The organism is Vibrio sp. nBUS_14, from assembly GCF_051201655.1.
Lineage (GTDB): Bacteria > Pseudomonadota > Gammaproteobacteria > Enterobacterales > Vibrionaceae > Vibrio.
Genome location: NZ_CP179206.1, coordinates 3,321,698 through 3,339,611 on the forward strand (window position 1 = coordinate 3,321,698; position 17,914 = coordinate 3,339,611).

At 44.4% G+C, this 17,914-nt stretch carries 15 protein-coding genes; 8 read left to right on the plus strand and 7 right to left on the minus strand.

From position 1 onward, the window contains the following. Positions 1 to 26: 26 nt before the first annotated feature. Both tamB and tamA read right to left on the minus strand, forming a co-directional pair. Positions 27 to 3,785 carry an autotransporter assembly complex protein TamB gene (tamB, locus tag ACMAZD_RS15625; RefSeq protein WP_435247877.1) on the minus strand — a complete coding sequence of 1,253 codons (3,759 nt, stop codon included), beginning with the start codon at positions 3,783 to 3,785 and terminating at the stop codon, positions 27 to 29. Continuing rightward, positions 3,782 to 5,494, minus strand: coding sequence for an autotransporter assembly complex protein TamA (gene tamA / locus ACMAZD_RS15630; protein ID WP_435247878.1), 1,713 nt, complete (start codon positions 5,492 to 5,494; stop codon positions 3,782 to 3,784). The genes tamB and tamA overlap by 4 nt, the downstream gene beginning before the upstream one ends. Before the next feature lie 196 nt (positions 5,495 to 5,690). Between tamA and msrA the strand changes: the two genes are divergently transcribed. After that, positions 5,691 to 6,320 (plus strand): peptide-methionine (S)-S-oxide reductase MsrA, encoded by a 630-nt coding sequence (msrA, locus tag ACMAZD_RS15635; RefSeq protein WP_435247879.1) that lies wholly within the window; start codon positions 5,691 to 5,693, stop codon positions 6,318 to 6,320. Between the two features lie 114 nt (positions 6,321 to 6,434). On the opposite strand, the gene ACMAZD_RS15640 is transcribed toward msrA, so the two are convergent. After that, entirely contained in the window at positions 6,435 to 6,635 is a 201-nt protein-coding gene (locus ACMAZD_RS15640) for a DUF1107 family protein (protein ID WP_135382122.1), read from the minus strand. Between the two features lie 252 nt (positions 6,636 to 6,887). Here ACMAZD_RS15640 and ACMAZD_RS15645 point away from each other — a divergent pair, with 252 nt between their 5' ends. The 7 genes from ACMAZD_RS15645 to ACMAZD_RS15675 all read left to right on the plus strand — a co-directional run bounded on the left by ACMAZD_RS15645 (position 6,888) and on the right by ACMAZD_RS15675 (position 12,614). After that, positions 6,888 to 7,439, plus strand: coding sequence for a YtfJ family protein (locus ACMAZD_RS15645; protein ID WP_435247880.1), 552 nt, complete (start codon positions 6,888 to 6,890; stop codon positions 7,437 to 7,439). A gap of 90 nt (positions 7,440 to 7,529) precedes the next feature. Further along, entirely contained in the window at positions 7,530 to 7,820 is a 291-nt protein-coding gene (locus ACMAZD_RS15650) for a DUF2607 family protein (protein ID WP_435247881.1), read from the plus strand. 40 nt (positions 7,821 to 7,860) lie between these two features. Next, positions 7,861 to 8,637, plus strand: coding sequence for a zinc uptake protein ZrgA (gene zrgA / locus ACMAZD_RS15655; RefSeq protein ID WP_435247882.1), 777 nt, complete (start codon positions 7,861 to 7,863; stop codon positions 8,635 to 8,637). Between the two features lie 140 nt (positions 8,638 to 8,777). Next, on the plus strand, positions 8,778 to 9,494 hold the full coding sequence (locus tag ACMAZD_RS15660) for an ABC transporter ATP-binding protein (protein WP_086714269.1): 717 nt from the start codon (positions 8,778 to 8,780) through the stop codon (positions 9,492 to 9,494). Further along, positions 9,491 to 10,750: an ABC transporter permease gene (locus ACMAZD_RS15665; protein ID WP_435247883.1), complete on the plus strand. Its 1,260-nt coding sequence runs from the start codon at positions 9,491 to 9,493 to the stop codon at positions 10,748 to 10,750. The genes ACMAZD_RS15660 and ACMAZD_RS15665 overlap by 4 nt, the downstream gene beginning before the upstream one ends. Positions 10,751 to 10,763: 13 nt before the next feature. Next, entirely contained in the window at positions 10,764 to 11,279 is a 516-nt protein-coding gene (locus ACMAZD_RS15670) for a DUF3299 domain-containing protein (RefSeq protein WP_435247884.1), read from the plus strand. Positions 11,280 to 11,705: 426 nt separating this feature from the next. Continuing rightward, positions 11,706 to 12,614, plus strand: coding sequence for a TIGR03899 family protein (locus ACMAZD_RS15675; RefSeq protein WP_435249392.1), 909 nt, complete (start codon positions 11,706 to 11,708; stop codon positions 12,612 to 12,614). A gap of 154 nt (positions 12,615 to 12,768) precedes the next feature. On the opposite strand, the gene cysC is transcribed toward ACMAZD_RS15675, so the two are convergent. The 4 genes from cysC to cysD form a co-directional block, all read right to left on the minus strand. Next, on the minus strand, positions 12,769 to 13,389 hold the full coding sequence (gene cysC, locus ACMAZD_RS15680; RefSeq protein WP_435247885.1) for an adenylyl-sulfate kinase: 621 nt from the start codon (positions 13,387 to 13,389) through the stop codon (positions 12,769 to 12,771). Between the two features lie 24 nt (positions 13,390 to 13,413). Continuing rightward, complete coding sequence (locus tag ACMAZD_RS15685) at positions 13,414 to 15,138, minus strand: SLC13 family permease (protein WP_435247886.1); 1,725 nt, start codon at positions 15,136 to 15,138, stop codon at positions 13,414 to 13,416. 65 nt (positions 15,139 to 15,203) lie between these two features. Continuing rightward, positions 15,204 to 16,634, minus strand: a complete 1,431-nt coding sequence (cysN, locus tag ACMAZD_RS15690; RefSeq protein WP_435247887.1) for a sulfate adenylyltransferase subunit CysN — start codon at positions 16,632 to 16,634, stop codon at positions 15,204 to 15,206. Positions 16,635 to 16,652: 18 nt separating this feature from the next. Then, a complete protein-coding gene (gene cysD, locus ACMAZD_RS15695) occupies positions 16,653 to 17,561 on the minus strand; it encodes a sulfate adenylyltransferase subunit CysD (protein ID WP_435247888.1) in 909 nt (302 codons plus the stop codon). Positions 17,562 to 17,914 lie beyond the last annotated feature (353 nt).

Here is a 17,914-nt window from a genome sequence, read left to right on the forward strand (position 1 = left end):
ACTTCGATGAATGGCTGAAACATTCTCTACTCGAACTCAAATTGATAGAGAAGATCTACAGCACTGTCTAAACCCGAAACGGCTTCAACATAGAGATCCTGCATCAGTCGGTAACGAACGGTAAACTCACCTAACGAGTTAAAGATACCCACGCCATACTTCACCTGTAAGCCAGGCAGAATGTAGCCACTTACCGTAACTTGTGAGTCATCCCCAGAACCTGCGGTATCCAGTTGTAAATCTTGCACACCAAACGCTTCACCAATTGCGCCGACAACCTTACCACTCTTCGCCAAGCTTAAACCAATTAAAGTGGTAGTCATTGAACCGCTCGACTCACCATCGATATCTTGGCCACGCAAAATATAAGACAGTGCATTCGCTTGAGGCATTGCAGGGTCAGAATAAATCTCAATCGTCGGCTCTGTCGCCGGGCCAGTCACTCGAATACCGGCGGTCACATCATCCTGAGTATTATCAGGGTTACGTATTGCATTAATTGCTACGTATGGCTGGTCCGGCGGACCATTCATTAGAATCTTACCCTCTTTGATCAACAGGTCTTGCCCGAATGATTGGTAAGTACCATCGACGATATTCACTTCACCAGTGATGAATGGGCCTTGATCTTTTTGAGCAACATTAAGCTTACCCACCAGTTCGCCTTCAAGGCCGAAAGCAGATAGTTTAAAGTCATCGCCAATGGAGATATTAATATTGGTCATCACATTAAATGGAATCGTGTCTTCACTTTCTGGCTCAAAATCTTTATTCAAGATAACTTGATCAGAGGACACACCAACCGCTGACGGCGGCAAGTCCTCGACAACAATACGCCCCCAAGGCAATGCAATATCACCAGTAATTTTCGCAAGCTCAGGCGTGATATCAATGGTCATGTCAGGAACAACCTTAACCTTGACCATCGGTGGGATATCAACCATCAACTCGTCAGCAAAGACTCTCACATTAGAGTGCCATACTTGAAGATCCTGCCAGTCCCCGGAACCCTCAATATCAAGATGGCCATCCGGTGTTTCAACATTGGCATCCAGCTTAGCGCTGTAGCCGTCAAAATCGAGGTCAATACGACCATCTTTAATATCCACTGGCGTGACATCGCCTTTGACTTGAATACCATCAACAGATAATTGACCAAAGACTTGAGGATGCATCAAAGAGCCTTTTACTTTTAAATCACTCTCAAGATCCGCCTTCAATAGGCTGTATTCACCAAGAATCGGCTGTAAGAAATCCAGATGGAACGTTGTCAGCTTAATGGCCGCATCGACCATTTTGTCTTGAGCGAGAATATCCGGTAGCGACACAGTGCCAGACAGGTCGCCATTATCAGACACATCCAGCTTAAAATCGGCGTTCAGTTGGTTGTCTTTTAGCTGTGCATTCAATGCAACGCTTTCCCAACCTAGTGTGATTGGTTCTCCAACTTGCTGAACAACCTGACCTCTCGGCATATTGACGCTAACCGTCACCTCAGGTTCACCTTGTTCCGACCACTTGGCATGAGCGGTCGCATTCACTAAGCCCTGTAGTTGCGTCTCTTTAGGCACAAAGACTTTAATCTGTTCGAAGTCGAATTGGTTGATAGCCAATTTCGCCTCACCTGATTTCCCTACACGAACGTCTTCATCCAGACATACACTCGAACCCGATTGATTCCAACAGTGTGCTTGTACATCGGCAAACTGCTTATCGACATCCGCCTTAATCGCAACAGGTTGATCTAACACCCAAGATCCCTGTTGAGTGGTAATTTTGACTCTGTCTAACGACCCATCCCAAATAAGAGATGGCTTTTGAATCAACTCACCGGAAATAGCTAAGCTTGTAGACACGACGTCGGATATCACATCAAGTGTCACAATATGCTTCTTCTCACCACCACTCACCGTTAAATCGATAGTCTCAACGCTTTGCTCCTGGTAGGTTAAGTTTTTGGCTTTTAATACAAGAGCAGCTTGAGCTTCAGGCAATGGCAGTGGCACCACAGAGCCATTAAGCGACAAGGATTCCAGTGTCGCTTCGTTATTCCAATCAACCTTATCAACATTTAAAGCAAGATCGAATTCAGGCTCTTTCGTTGGGCCGCTCATTTGGATGCTACCGATCACTTTGCCTTTCAACTCAGGAATACTTTTTGCGAGCTCAGGGAAGAAGATCTCAACTCCCATATCCCATTGCTTATCAAGCTCACCCAGCGCCTTAATCGAGTTAACACCGTGAGCTAAACTCAAACCACTGGTTTTCAGTTTAGGTTCGCCGCTCGCGCTACGATCCGATACTGACAACTGCCCTTCGATATCCAGAGGATATTCTCGCAAGATCCCTTCGATATCCAGCTTAGGCAGTTCAATCGCCCAACCACCCGCTTCGGTCAACTTACCCGAAGTGACGATGCTTCCGCTAATGTTACCTTCCGCTTCTGGCCACTGCAGACCCGGTTGAATGTCTTTGAGCGTTAAATCGGCTTGCCAATTAACGAGCTTCTTCCAGTTCGCTTTGACTACACCATTTAGTTCGCCACCCAAGGTATTCAGTTTCAAGCGTTCAAGTTCAATTTTTTCCGTGGTGCCTTTGCCTTGCAGATCTATTGTTAAGGCCGGAATTTCCTTACCATCCGCTTCGCCTTTGAGCTGCATATTAAAACCATCTAATGAGCCATCGGCTTTGAATTTCTCAATTGCAGCTTGGTAGTCACTTTTACCAGTAAGAGGCCATTGCGCTTTACCCCCCTCTAGAAGAAGGTCAAATGACAAAGTTGGCTCTAAAGGTTGAATATCCCCAGACAGTTTTGCCTCAATTAATTCAGAAAACTGAGACTCTAGACTTAACTTGGCCACACTGCCTTGTGCTTTTAGCGATAACTTCTGACCAGCGAGGTCGGTTTCTTTCACCAAAGCATCTAAAGAAAGATCTAACGGATAGCCACCTTTAAGCTCAACCTTAGAAGCAAGGTTCACGCTTGCTTGCGGCATATCGAGCTCTAGAGTGGAAACTTCTACCGTATGTTTACCTGCTCGAGCTTCTAGTCTAAGGTGATTCAGTACAATTGGGGTTTCTTGTTCTAAGGTGAAACGGTTTAAGTCAAAACGCTCCAGTACAACCTGTAAAGGAATCCAGACTTCAGGTAGCTCGATTGCTGTTTTAGCGGTTGATTCTGGCTCTACTGTTTCGGTTTGCGGTTCTTCTGTCGACTCAGCAAGCTTAACCTTTAAGTCATTGAACAAAGTTGGCGATACCGTCAGCTTTTCACCCTGCATGCTCAGAGCGGTCGAGAACAAGCTCCATTCGATCTCATGACCTAAGATATTCAGTTTGATATCAGACAAAGCGATGCGGTTAATCACGATTGGTAGTGGTGCTTTCACCGATGTCAATGGTGGAGTCGGTTCTGTTTCTTCTGAAGAGACAGGAGGCAATTCAGTAAATGCGAAGTCCAAACCTTGAATCGCTAAGCGGTCGACACACAACTTAGGATCGAGTAAGCAGCGAGGATTAATCGCCAAGTTTAGCTTTTGAACCTTGGTGTCGATATGCAGGCTGTCATCTTTAAACTGAACATTATTAAGCGTAAAGCTTGGGAAAAGAGCCCCTTTGGCGCTTTCCACTTTAAGTTGTGGCAATGCTTTTTCAGCGCCCCATAGCACTGTGTTCAACCCTGGGTTGGTGAATAAAAAAAAACCGAGCAGGGCTATCAACAGCAGCAAAATAGACGTCAACGAAATCGACGTCCATTTAATGCATTTGCCAATCACTTTGATCATAATTCTGGCCCTAAACTAAAGTGCAGTTGGAACTCATCGCCTTTCTTCGCATCTAGACCCCAAGCAAAATCTAAACTCACAGGACCGACAGGTGACGCCCAACGAACACCAACACCTGTACCACGTTTCCACTCTGGTTTATCGTTGAACGCATCACCTATATCGTAAAAGGCTGCACCCCACCAGTTTCCAACTAAACGGTATTGATATTCAAACGAGCTGGTTGCGATGAACTTAGCACCCGTTAATGCGTTACTTTCATCACGAGGAGAGATCGATTCGTAGCCATAACCACGGATACTGTTGTCACCACCGGCGAAGAATCTTAGTGAGGGAGACAGTTTCTCAAATTCATCAGCAAAGTTACCACCAAACTGTAGGCTGGTTAGACCGCGGTGATTGTTACCGATGCTTCTGATCCAAGCCGTTCGTCCTTGAAAGCGTACCACCTTGGTTTCCGACAATAAGGTGTCATCACCCGCTTCAACCATGATGGTTTGCTTGTCACCCCACATTGGCATCGCACCACCACGCGTTCGGGTTCGTGAGAAAGAGATACCCGGCAACACGAATTGCGCTAAATCATCCTGCAAACCTTGCTCATAGTTTTCGACCAAGTATCGAATGAAGATAGTACGTTGCCAGCCGTTATCCAGACGCCAATACCTTTCTAAGGCTAAGTTCGATTCCAGACTCTTAGTATCACGGTTATGTAAGTTCTTCATACCGTACTTAATTTTATAATAGTCATTAAGCACGTCATCTAAGGGAATCTTATAAGTCGCAGTAATCGTCTGCTCGGGCTTAGAAATCGATAGGCTGCTATTGAAGCTATGACCTCGGTCGTTAACCCAAGGCTTCTTCCATTTGAGGGTACCTCTTACACCAAGATCGGTTGAAACACCGATACCGGTTTCGATTTGATTGCGCGCTTGCGGTGCAAGGCTAACCTTCATCGGAATTTCTCGGCCTTCACCCAGCGCGCTTAAATCCGGTTCAACAAATACAGAAGAGAACCAATCCGTATTAGACAGGTTTTGGTTATACTCGCCGACTTTGGTAATCGAATAGGGTTCGTCATCTTCAAAGGGTTTGAGTGATTGCACCTTATCATCTCTGATCTGGCTGCCAGTAACCTGAGTCGTGCCAAAATGATAACGAATACCACTGCTGTAATGAAGACGAACGTAAGCACGGTTTAATTCCGGGGCAACCTCTAACTTGCTGACCTCATACGCACCATCAAAATAGCCTTTCGCTAATCCAAGGTTACGCATTGACGATTTCAAAGAGTCGTAACTACCATGATTGAGAACCGAGCCTTTAGAAAGCTTGCTCTTAGTGATCAAAGCCAAAAAGTCAGGATCATCTTTTGCTTCGCCGCTAAGCACAATATCAGATGTATAAATGAGAACAGGTTCGCCCGGCTCAACAGAAACAATGAGCTCAGAATCATCTTGAGAGTGAGAGAATTTGATTGTAGGTTGGTAGTAACCCAACGCATTGAGGGCTTCTTTTATCACAGATTCCAGACGAGATTGGAACCTTAGTGAAATTGCATACTCTTCTTCAGGAATGGCACTTAGATAAGCATCAACATTGTCCTCAAGCGCTCCATCAAGCCCTTTAATCTCAAGGGATACGTCGGCATAAGCAAGCGTCGATGACAGTAGAGTGCCAATCAGAACTGGTAAAGTTTTTCTTATCATGTTTAATTGGTTGAAGAAGTTATCAATACGTTAATAAGTGAAAAGAAATAATACCGCTAAAAAGGCATTGAGTCTGTAACAAATCTGGTAATAACACGGTCTAATTTAAAGACTTAGTCAATATTAACCAACCGTTAATATGAACCTAGAGTTAAATTAAACCAACGCGGTAAACGTATGCGAAAAGGAATATAACATGCTAAACAAACAACAACTGATTTCTGCAACAACCGCTTTACCGGGAAATGCGAACCCAATCCAAATCACTGAGCGCCATTTCGTTAATCAAACGGATCTACTTGATCCGCCTACGGGTTCTCAACAAGAAGTTCTGCTCGGTATGGGGTGTTTCTGGGGAGCTGAACGTCTGTTCTGGCAATTAAAGGGCGTTGTCTCTACCTCAGTTGGTTACGCAGGTGGATACACAGTAAACCCGACCTATGAACAAGTATGCTCAGGACAAACAGGCCATACTGAAGTGGTTCGTGTTGTTTTTAATAGCGAGCAAACCTCATTAGCAACATTGCTTAAAACCTTCTGGGAAAGTCACGACCCCACTCAAGGTATGCGCCAAGGTAATGATTTAGGCACTCAATATCGCTCCGCTATCTACACTTTCAGTGAGCAACAACAATTGGTTGCTGAACAATCTAAGCAGGAATACCAACGAGCGGTCACTGAATCATTAGGCAACGAGATCACGACGGAGGTTCTGCCAGCAGGAAAGTATTTTTTTGCGGAGACGTACCACCAGCAGTATCTAGCAAAAAATCCTAATGGCTACTGTGGTTTGGGCGGAACTGGTGTGTGCTTTCCACCACAATAAACGGTGCTAGGCCGTAAACGAAAACGAAAACGACATCCATTAAAAAAGGGCTTCTATTAAGAAGCCCTTTTTCATTGCTATCTATTAAGAGTGAGGCAAATCGATAAGTGTCAATTACACCGGCAACGCAGCAATCGTGCCGTTAACTTCTTTAAAAATGGTGAGCTTTTGTTTGTCTGAAACTTCAGGGAGAAGTACTTTGCCTTGGTCGAAGCGAAACTCTCCGATACCTTCAATAGCAAACCGGCCTTTAAATAAGACTTTAACGAAACGCGCCACCTGATGTGGACGGTAAGTAGAAAATTTCCTTAACATAATACAACCTCAATTCCATTTGAGTACAACAGTTACCTGCCTGAACATAGCCTTGTTCAAAGCACATATAATCGCTAAATCCTTTAGCAAACAGCAAGATAATCTATTGTTCATCTCGATATTGAAGTATTATACCTTTTGATAACAAGCTTGCAACTTATTACTACGCCGTACAATAAAAAAGTTAAAGAGGCATTTTTCAAATTTCATATTATACTTCCAGTGCAAACCAATAAGCGGAACAAAAATATAATGAAAAACATAACTCTACTGGCTTTTTTAGCCGCAGCCTCTCCACTCTTCGCCAATGCTCACAACCTCTCTGTAGGTGAAACTCTGCCTACTGTCGATGTTAGCAACTATGGTGAAATCGTACTAAACGATGGAAATACCGGATATCAAGCTTGGGCAACCAACGATCTCCTAGGTAAAGTTCGCGTCGTTCAAGCTATCGCTGGCCGTAGCAGCTCTAAAGAGCTCAACGCACCACTGATGGCAGCCATTACAGCATCCAAGTTCTCAGAAGACAGCTACCAAACCACTACCATCATTAACCAAGATGACGCGATTTGGGGCACAGGTTCTTTTGTGAAATCGTCTGCCGAAAGCAGTAAAGAAGAATTTCCATGGTCTTCGATGGTGCTAGATGAAGACGGAATAGTAGCTTCATCATGGGATCTGAAAGAAGAAAGCTCAGCGATTATCGTTCAAGACAAGCAAGGTAAAATATTGTTTGTTAAAGAAGGTGCATTAAACGAGTCAGAAGTCACTCAAGTCATTGAGTTGATTAAAGCGAGTCTTTAATAATATATTCGCGTCTTTTTCGAGACCTAACCAAAGGATATTGTTATATTATAACAGTATCCTTTTTTAATTCTGTGGTTAATCATCCTCATGTGGAAAAACACACCTAACAATGTGAAACGCAAAACAGGCTTCTTGCTTGGGCTGATGCTCATGTTAAGCGTGTTAGCTGCAACACATATGGTGGATATTGACCCCGATCACCACACCTCGCATCATTGTGAGCTGTTTTCGATAAATCAACTCATTACTGCGCACTCACTTCCACAAGTTCCAGAGTCCCATTCAGAATTTACTGCCACGATTACAGAGTCAGTAATTTCGTTACAGCGCCTGTATTTCGCTTATTTAGCACGTTCACCTCCTGTAAATATCGCTTAATTACCACTACTTTTAATTAACCTTTATTCAGGAAAAAAACATGAAACCTACTATTTTAGCCGTTGTTATCGGCATGACTGTCTCTACTAATGTTCTAGCTAACGAAGAATTCCGCTCTCACAGTGCACACGTGCATGGTCAGGTTGAAGTAAACATTGCTCAAGACGGACAAGAACTGCTTGTTGAAGTGACAGCCCCGGGTGCAGACGTAGTTGGCTTTGAGCACGCTCCAGAAACAGCAGATCAAAAGAAAATATTTGAGCAAGCTATTGCGCAACTGAACAAGCCAGAGGAGCTATTTAGCTTTAACAACGCGAACTGTACGCTGAAGTTTAAATCAGTGTCGAACACGTTAGAAGGCGATCATGATGAGCATGAAGGCCATGACCACGCTGAACACGGTCATGATGACCACGAAGGCCATGACCACGCTGAACACGATCATGACGACCACGAAGGTCATGACCATGCTGAGCACGATCATGATGACCATAAAGACCATGACCACGCTGAACATGATCATGATGACCATAAAGACCATGACCACGCTGAACATGATCATGATGACCATAAAGACCATGACCACGCTGAGCACGATCATGGCGACCACGAAGGTCATGACCACTCTGAAGGTGGCCACGGTGAGTTCACTGTTGAGTACCACTACCAATGTTCAGATGTAGCTAAGCTAGACACAATTAGCACTCAGTGGTTCTCTAAATTCAGCAACACTGAAAAAATGACTGTGAACCTACTAACAGACAACGCTCAAGTACAAGAAGTACTTAACGCAGAGCGTATTAGTTTCCGATTCTAATCACTCCTAGATCGGATTAAACGTAAAATAAACAGCCAAGTAAGTGCCTACTTATTTGGCTGTTCAAATCGGTGTGCTATGGGAATTTATGTCGCTAACTGCTGTCCAGTAGATACACCGCTTTAATTATTGGAGCTAGCATGTCTTTTGACAGTTCATCACTTGTGGTCAAACTCGAAAATATCAGCTTTCGTTGGAAACCAGAATTACCCCCAACTCTAGAGATCCCTTCTCTGCATATCCAAGCCCAAGAACACCTCTTCATAAAAGGGCCAAGTGGTTGTGGCAAGTCAACATTATTAGGGTTACTGACTGGCATAAACCAAGCAGAGCAAGGCGAAGTCTCTATTTTAGGTCAAGATCTAACTCAGCTAACACCTCGCCAAAGAGACACGTTTAGAGCCGATCATATTGGTTATATTTTCCAACAATTTAACCTTCTTCCTTATTTATCAGTGATCGATAACGTCACGCTTCCTTGCCAATTTTCAAAAACACGTAAGCAGCAAGTTACTGATAGCAAAAATAGTTTGCAAGAAACAGCCCAAGAACTACTGCTCCGATTGAAGCTCCCCCAAGCTTTAATGGATAAGCCAGTGACTGAACTTAGTATTGGCCAGCAACAGCGTGTTGCTGCTGCCCGTGCTCTTATGGGGCAACCTAAAATCATCATTGCCGATGAACCAACATCGGCTTTGGATCACGACAACCGAGAAGCTTTTATCGAGCTATTGCTAGAGCAAGCCAATCAAGCAGGCTCTACTCTGATATTTGTCAGCCATGATCCAACATTAGAAAAACTGTTCACTCGAACCATAGATTTAAAAACCGTTAACCAAGCTAAGGTTGTCGTATGAAAGTAATTACTCACTTAGCCCTAAAAAGCGTACTCAACCGTAAAGCCACGGCTATTCTGACCATTCTTACAGTAGCAGTGTCTGTGATTCTATTGCTCGGCGTAGAGCGCTTGAGAACCGAAGCCAAGAGCAGCTTTGCCAATACCATTTCAGGCACTGACCTTATCGTTGGTGGCCGCTCAGGTCAGGTAAACCTTCTGCTCTACTCTGTATTTAGAATCGGTAATGCGACCAACAATATCGACTGGAAAAGCTATCAAGAATTTAGCCAGCACAAAGCCGTAAAGTGGGCGATCCCTATTTCATTGGGTGATTCTCATAAAGGCTTCCGTGTGATGGGTACTAACCATAGCTATTTTGAAAACTACCGCTATGGAAGTAAGCAACCACTTACTTTCCAGCAAGGTAAAGAATTTAATGAGCTATTTGATGTGGTGATTGGTGCCGATGTCGCGAAGAAACTGGACTACACGATAGGTGACCAGATCATTCTTGCACACGGTATCAGTGATGTGGCGTTCAGCCGTCACGAGAACCTGCCCTTCAAGATTGTCGGAATACTCGCACCAACCGGAACGCCGGTAGATAAAACCGTACACGTATCACTAGAAGCCATCGAAGCGATTCACGTTGGTTGGGAATCGGGGGCTAACCTAGGCCACACCCCAGACGCTGAAATCTTAAAGACCTATGACTTCCAGCCTCAGCAAATCACCGCAATGATGCTTGGATTGAACTCGAAGATTCAAACCTTCGCACTGCAAAGAGAAATCAATAACTACCGTCAAGAGCCGTTGAGCGCAATTATGCCGGGCATTGCTCTGCATGAATTATGGGGCATGATGGCCGTAGCAGAGCAAGCATTGCTGATTGTTTCAGGGTTTGTTGTCGTTGCCGGTTTACTGGGGATGCTAAGTAGCCTACTGACTAGCTTACAAGAGCGACGTCGAGAGATGGCTATTCTGCGTGCGATGGGCGCAAGGCCTCGCCATGTGTTTGGTCTATTGATTAGTGAAGCCAGTTCCCTGACCTTCTTAGGCATAACATTGGGCGTTGCAGTGTTGTTTGCTCTGATCGCAGTAGTTGCTCCTATTGTGCAACAAAGTTATGGTATCAACATCTCGATATCTGCGATTACACCGCATGAGTGGAAATTGCTTATGCTGGTACAAATTGCCGGAATAATTATCGGCTTCATTCCCGCTTTCAGGGCTTACCGTCAGTCATTGTCTGATGGCATGACAATTCGAATCTAAATAGGAAACTACGATGCAACGCAAATTTCTACTGATACTTGGGCTACTAATGTTCCCATTTATGAGTACAGCTCAAGCTGAAACACCTCAGAATGAGGAATCAGTATTAACACTCGAATGGATTGATTTGATTCCAGAATCAGAGCGCGCTCAACTAGATTCGTTTGGCATGCCAATGGTTGACCATAACAGTATGGAAAAGCCTCAGCAGTCGACACTTGGTGCAGTTCGTCCAGAGTTAAACGGCAGTAAGGTTAAGATCCCAGGGTTTGTGATTCCATTGGAAGGCGATGAGAATATGATCACTGAGTTTCTTTTAGTGCCGTACTTTGGTGCATGTATCCACGTACCACCACCGCCACCGAACCAAATCATCTACGTTAAGTTTCCTAAGGGAGCGCCAATACAGCAGTTGTGGGATGTTATCTATTTGGTCGGTACGCTAAAAACGGAATCGATCAGTCACGATCTAGCGCAAACGGGCTATTTGATTGAAGGGACTGCGATAGAAGAATACGACGACATGTAGTCGTTTGGAGGGTGGCTCAGCAATGAGTCCCCGTCACTGAATAAAAAAATTATTCAATAACAGTTTAATAACGATATTGTTCCTCTAAATTACGCAATGTAATTAGATAAATAAGCTAGTACACCCACATAAGTCGCGAGTAATAAACCTATACCAAGCTGCTTTTTCAGCTTGTTATCATTGACTTGATTCATAACTCCTCCTTGATAATTACAACAAATTTAACATTTTATTATCATTATCAAAAGTAAAATTTTGTTGAAGTCTTCAACTCTGCACGCAAAATCTAGCCACCAATCAGATAAAGAGTTACATTTTAGACAGTTATACCAATCACAGTAAGTAATAAGAAATAGCGTTCTAACAAACTAGGGCGAGCAATTAATGACTACGATTGGTATTGATTCGTCTCCTAACGGTACTCTTATGTCAGAAACCAAACAGCCAGTGATCATTGAGCATGCTAGCGATACACAGCATAAGCATGAGAAAAAGCCTCATATTGCCGACAGTGCTAGTCGAATGCTGCACATTGCCCAAAGCTTCGGTTTAGACTCCTTAATTAGCCATAATGAAAAAGCGAGCGATAAAGCCGCCAGCCCCCTGATTGAGCGAGCGTTATTGCGAGAGAAGAAACGCAAGGAATTACGCCAAAAGAACTTAGAGCAAATCCTAAAACTGGCACACTCTTCATGTAAAGATGAAGCGGCTGGCGACCCGGATCAGGACTGGTTATATCGCTTTTTCGATATGGCACAAGAGATCCACAACACATCGATGCAAAGGCTTTGGGCTCAGGTACTGAAACGAGAAGTTACCAACCCAGGTTCAACCTCGATGAAGGCGCTGCAAATCCTAAAAAATATGACACCAAAGGAAGCTCTGACCTTACAAAGAGCCGCTTCACTGGGTTGCAGCTTTGGTAGCGACAACAGTAAAAAGCTGTTGCTTGGCTTTAAGTCTCACGCAGGACTGTTTAGTTTTGGTAAAAGAGACACCACCAACACCATTAACCTTGGTGGGCACAACCTGCCCTACTCTAGCCTTCTCCACTTAATTGAACTTGGCATTATTCTAGGCACGGAGTTAGAGTCTGGAGAGATCGACTTCGACCCGGCATTACATCTAACGTATCAAGGTAAAAGTATGTCACTGGCGCCGTTATCAAAAGGCGTAAAGTTGGTGTATTACAGATTCAGCCCTACAGGTAATGAGCTGTGTGCGCTACTAGGCAATAAACCTAACATGCTTTATTACGACCAATTGATTGCCCTATTGAGCCAGAAATTCACGGTACAAACCGAAGTGAAAAGCAGTGTGAACTACACCGTCTAAAGGCTAGACGGTGTTAAAAATAGACGGTGTAAAAAGTGAAGAGTATTGAGAGGAAAAAAGATAATCTAGAGGATAGGTTTCTTGTCTCGGTAGAGTAAGGCTGCACTGCTTTTAGCGGACATGCCCATACGCAGCCTTAGTCATACCAGCGGTCTCAATTAGCTAAAATGTTACGATTCTCTAGCGCATCAATGCACAGCTCGACCAATTCATCGATCGTCTTCTCTCCTGCAGGTAGATCGATCTCAGGGTTCTGTGGCGCTTCGTAAATAGAGCTGATTCCGGTGAAATTAGGAATATCTCCAGCACGTGCTTTCTTATACAAACCTTTAGGGTCACGCTGTTCGCAAACCTCTAATGGCGTATTAACAAACACCTCTAGAAACTCACCTTCCGGCAATAAATCACGCACCAACTCTCTCTCCGCTTGATGTGGAGAAATAAACGCTGACAACACGATCAAACCCGCATCCGCCATCAATTTAGCGAGTTCACCAATACGACGAATATTCTCTCGACGGTCTTGCTCAGAGAAGCCGAGATCGCTACATAAGCCGTGACGAACATTATCGCCATCCAATAAGTAAGTATGGTAACCAAGCTGTGCTAAGCGGTTTTCTAATGCTCCAGCGACTGTCGACTTCCCAGAACCAGATAATCCCGTGAACCAGAGTACGGCTGGCTTTTGTGATTTCAGATCCGCGCGGAATGCTTTATCAATCGAGTGTTGATGCCACACAACATTCTCACCTTTTGGTTTGAGTACTGCGATCATAATTAGTCCTTTAAATAAACAGCATTAAAATGGGAAAAAATAAGGAATTAGGGTCAATACCAAACCCGAATAGACAATCGAGATTGGGATACCGATACGTAAATAATCCGTGAGATGGTAATTACCTACGTTATAAACAAGTAAATTGGTTTGGTAGCCGTATGGCGAAATAAAGCTGGCACTGGCACCAAACAATACCGCCATGATGAACGGCATTGGATCAACGCCATAGCCCACGGCCATACTGTAACCAATCGGAAATGAGAGTGCTGCTGCCGCATTATTAGTAACAAGCTCGGTAAGAACCAGCGTCATGAAATAGGTCGCGACTAACGCGCCAAATACGCCCCAGCCATTAAAAGCTTCGATGAACATCAACCCCATTTGTTCAGACAGACCTGACGAAATCATCAGTTGAGCGATAGACAGTGCCGAGCCAACAATCACCACAATATCAACTGGGAAACGGCGGCGAAGTTCACCAAGCTGCACGACACCAAAGGCCACCAGCAACAGTAAAAAACCTGCCAAGCCTTTGATAATAGGCACTGCATCTACTAACGCTAGACCAATCACGCTAGCAAAACCGAGCAATACGAACGTCGACTTATCAGCATCAAGCTTGGCACTCGAATCCAAATCATTCATCAACACAAACTCTTTGTTGTGTTGCTGGCGCTGCTCTTCAAAGCGTTTTCCGGGAACCAAAATCAAGGTATCACCAGCGGTTAGTGTAATGTTTCCAAGACCACCTTCAAGTCGCTCATGGCCACGACGAATGGCGACCACAACCGCATCAAAACGATCTCGAAACTGGCTGGTTTTAAGGGTTTTATTACAAAAGCTTGCCGACGAGCTCACCACGACTTCAACAAAACTTTGACCATTAAGGTGGTGTTGGCCAAACAAGGTAAGTCCTTGGATTTCTTGCAATGTCGCTACGCTCTCAACGTCGCCACAAAACAGCAGTCGGTCACGTGCTTGAAGTATGAAGTCTGGGTCGATAGATGCCGTTGTTTTCCCGTCTCGAATCACTTCCGCTAAGAACAGTTTTCTCAGAGCTCTAAGATTATTTTCGCTCACGCTACGACCAACTAACGGTGAGCCTGGTTCTACTATTGCTTCTAGAAAGTAAGGCAAATCATCTTGGGAACCATCATCGTAGCTTGGTAAGAAGTAACTCAGCGGAATAAGGATCAACACGCCACCAACCAAGACGGCGAAACCGATCAATGTTGGTGTGAAAAAGTTTAAGCTCGGTAATCCCGCATCTTCAACAAAGCTATTGATGATCAAATTGGTTGAAGTGCCGATCAATGTCAGTGTTCCACCTAAGATGGCAGCGTATGACAGAGGGATAAGTAACTTAGATGGCGCATGTTGTTGATTACGTTTGATCGCACCGATCAAAGAAACCACCACAGCGGTATTATTGGTAAAAGAAGAAAGTAACGCTGTGGAAATACCTAACTTCGCAACCACAGTACCTAGCCTACCTTCTGATATATTACGGCTAACCCAGCTGATTAAGCGAGTTTTCTCCAACGCACTCGATGCGAGGATCAAAAGAATTAACGTCAGTAACGAGGTGTTAGTGAAGTTATTAGCTAGGCTCGACAAGTCGATCATGCCAGCCATAAAAGCAATAAAAGCCGCACCAGCAAAAATAAAGCTTGGCTTAATACGGGTAACGAGCAGGCAAGTAATGATGCCGAGCAAAATCGCTAATACAAATCCTTGTTGCCACATATACCCGTCCTTTATGGCGGAAACGATGCGTTTCCGCCTGATTCAATAAGCTGTTACTTAGCCGTTTATGACTTCAGTAGTTGGCTTAGATCTTTGGCATCCCAATGAGGGAAGTGTTTGCGAACCAATGCGTTGAACTCAAGTTCAAATGCAGAGAAGTTACCGACTTGCTGTTCAACAGAGTCCAAACGGTCTCGAATCAAACCTGCACCAATCGTAACGTTGGTTAGACGGTCGATAACGATGAAGCCGCCAGTATCGGCACTCTCACGGTATTTATCCAATGCGACAGTCTCGTTCAATGACCATTCACACAAGCCAATACCATTCAGTGGTAATTCATCAACTGCGTAGGTCGACAGGTTATTGATGTCATATTGGTGACGAACCGTTTCAACCTGGCCGACGGTTTTCTTGCCTGCGATCTTGATATCGTAAGATTTACCCGTTTGCAGTGGTTGCTCCGTCATCCATACGATGTCAGCCAATACATGATTGGTGGATTCAATTTGCGCGTTTTCCAACACAATCAAATCGCCACGACTGATGTCGATCTCATCTTCAAGAGTCAGCGTTACCGCCAAGCCCGCTTGTGCTGATTCAAGTTCACCATCAAAGGTCACAATGCTTGCCACCTTAGAAGTTTTACCTGAAGGCAACGCCTTGATTTCATCCCCCACGCCGACACGACCAGAAACCACGGTGCCGGCAAAGCCGCGGAAATCTAGGTTAGGACGATTAACGTACTGCACTGGGAAACGGAATTCACCCGCAGAGCGTTTTTGGTCAATGTCTTCGTTCTCTAGCACTTCTAATAGCGATGGGCCTTCGAACCATGCAAGCTCTTTACTTGGTGCAGCAACGTTAATGCCTTCAAGCGCGGAAACAGGCAGAATTTGAATGTTAGTTTCGCCTTCTAGGTTTTCTGCAAACTCTAGGTACTGATCGCGAACCTCTTCAAAACGATCTTGTGAATATTCCACAAGATCCATCTTATTGACTGCAACGATGAAATGCTTCAAGCCAAGTAGGTTAGAAATAAACGAGTGACGACGCGTTTGATCCAGAACGCCCTTACGAGCATCAATCAAGATCACAGCCAGATCACACGTTGAAGCGCCTGTTGCCATGTTGCGCGTGTACTGCTCATGCCCTGGGGTATCAGCAATAATGAATTTACGTTTTTGTGTCGAGAAGTAGCGGTAAGCTACGTCGATCGTGATGCCTTGCTCACGCTCAGCCTGCAAGCCATCAACAAGCAGTGCCAAATCAGGTTTCTCACCCGTCGTACCCACTCGTTGGCTATCCGAGTGAACCGCTGCTAGCTGATCTTCATAAATCTGTTTTGTATCATGGAGCAAGCGACCGATTAACGTACTTTTACCATCGTCTACCGAGCCACAAGTTAAAAATCTAAGCATAGATTTATGCTGATGCTGACTTAGATAACCTTCAATCCCTAGTTTAGCCAATTCGGTTTCTACTGCACTATTCATTTTTCTTTCCTTAGATTCTTAGAAATAACCTTGGCGCTTTTTCAGCTCCATAGAGCCCGACTGATCATGGTCAATCGCTCGACCTTGACGCTCACTGGACGTTGCCACCAGCATCTCTTCAATAATGCCTGTTAGCGTGTTCGCCTCAGATTCAACGGCTCCGGTCAGTGGGTAACAACCCAAAGTACGAAAGCGAACGCTTTTCTCTTCAATTACTTCACCTTCTTGCAATTCCATACGGTCATCATCAACCATGATCAGCATGCCATCACGCTCAACCACAGGACGCTTGTCTGAAAGGTAAAGTGGAACAATATCGATGCTCTCTAGGTAGATGTACTGCCAGATATCGAGCTCAGTCCAGTTAGATAGTGGGAATACACGAATGCTTTCGCCCTTATTAACCTGGCCGTTATAGGTGTGCCAAAGCTCTGGACGCTGGTTTTTTGGATCCCATGTATGGTTCTTATCTCGGAAAGAATAAACACGCTCTTTCGCTCGAGATTTTTCTTCATCACGACGCGCCCCACCAAAAGCGGCATCGAACCCGTACTTGTTTAACGCCTGCTTGAGACCTTGAGTTTTCATGATGTCAGTGTGCTTAGAAGAGCCATGTACAAACGGGCTACACCCCATCTCAATACCTTCAGGGTTCTTATGTACTAAAAGGTCGAAGCCATACTTTTTAGCCATACGATCACGAAACTCAATCATCTCGCGGAATTTCCAATCCGTATCAACGTGCAATAGTGGGAATGGAATCTTGCCTGGATAAAACGCTTTGCGCGCTAAATGAAGCATCACAGAAGAATCTTTACCGATGGAGTACATCATCACTGGGTTATCAAACTCAGCAGCAACTTCACGGATAATATGAATACTTTCCGCTTCAAGCTGTTTTAGGTGGGTTAAACGTTCTTGGTCCATTTCAGTGCTTCCTTTAAGGCTCGCAGTACGAGCAATTCATTACTTGATCTTGCCAAGCAAGGGATTTAACTCATCCACCTGAGTGAATGGGAGTATTGGCACTAGAAGAAAACAGAAGCTTCGTTTTGAGCTGTCCTTGCTATTCATCTGCCTGATACGTCCTTAATATAGGCATTATGACGAGCCTCTCATATTACTGGAAATTCTAAAATTTCATTTTTTATTCGAAAAGCTGATAAGGGATGAGATTAATCGATAAATAGGTGAAATGAATGGACTAATACTATCGATGTGATTTGTACATTGATCGAGCAAGTTTGGGAGGCGTCTTGCAGAACACCATAAAGTAATCG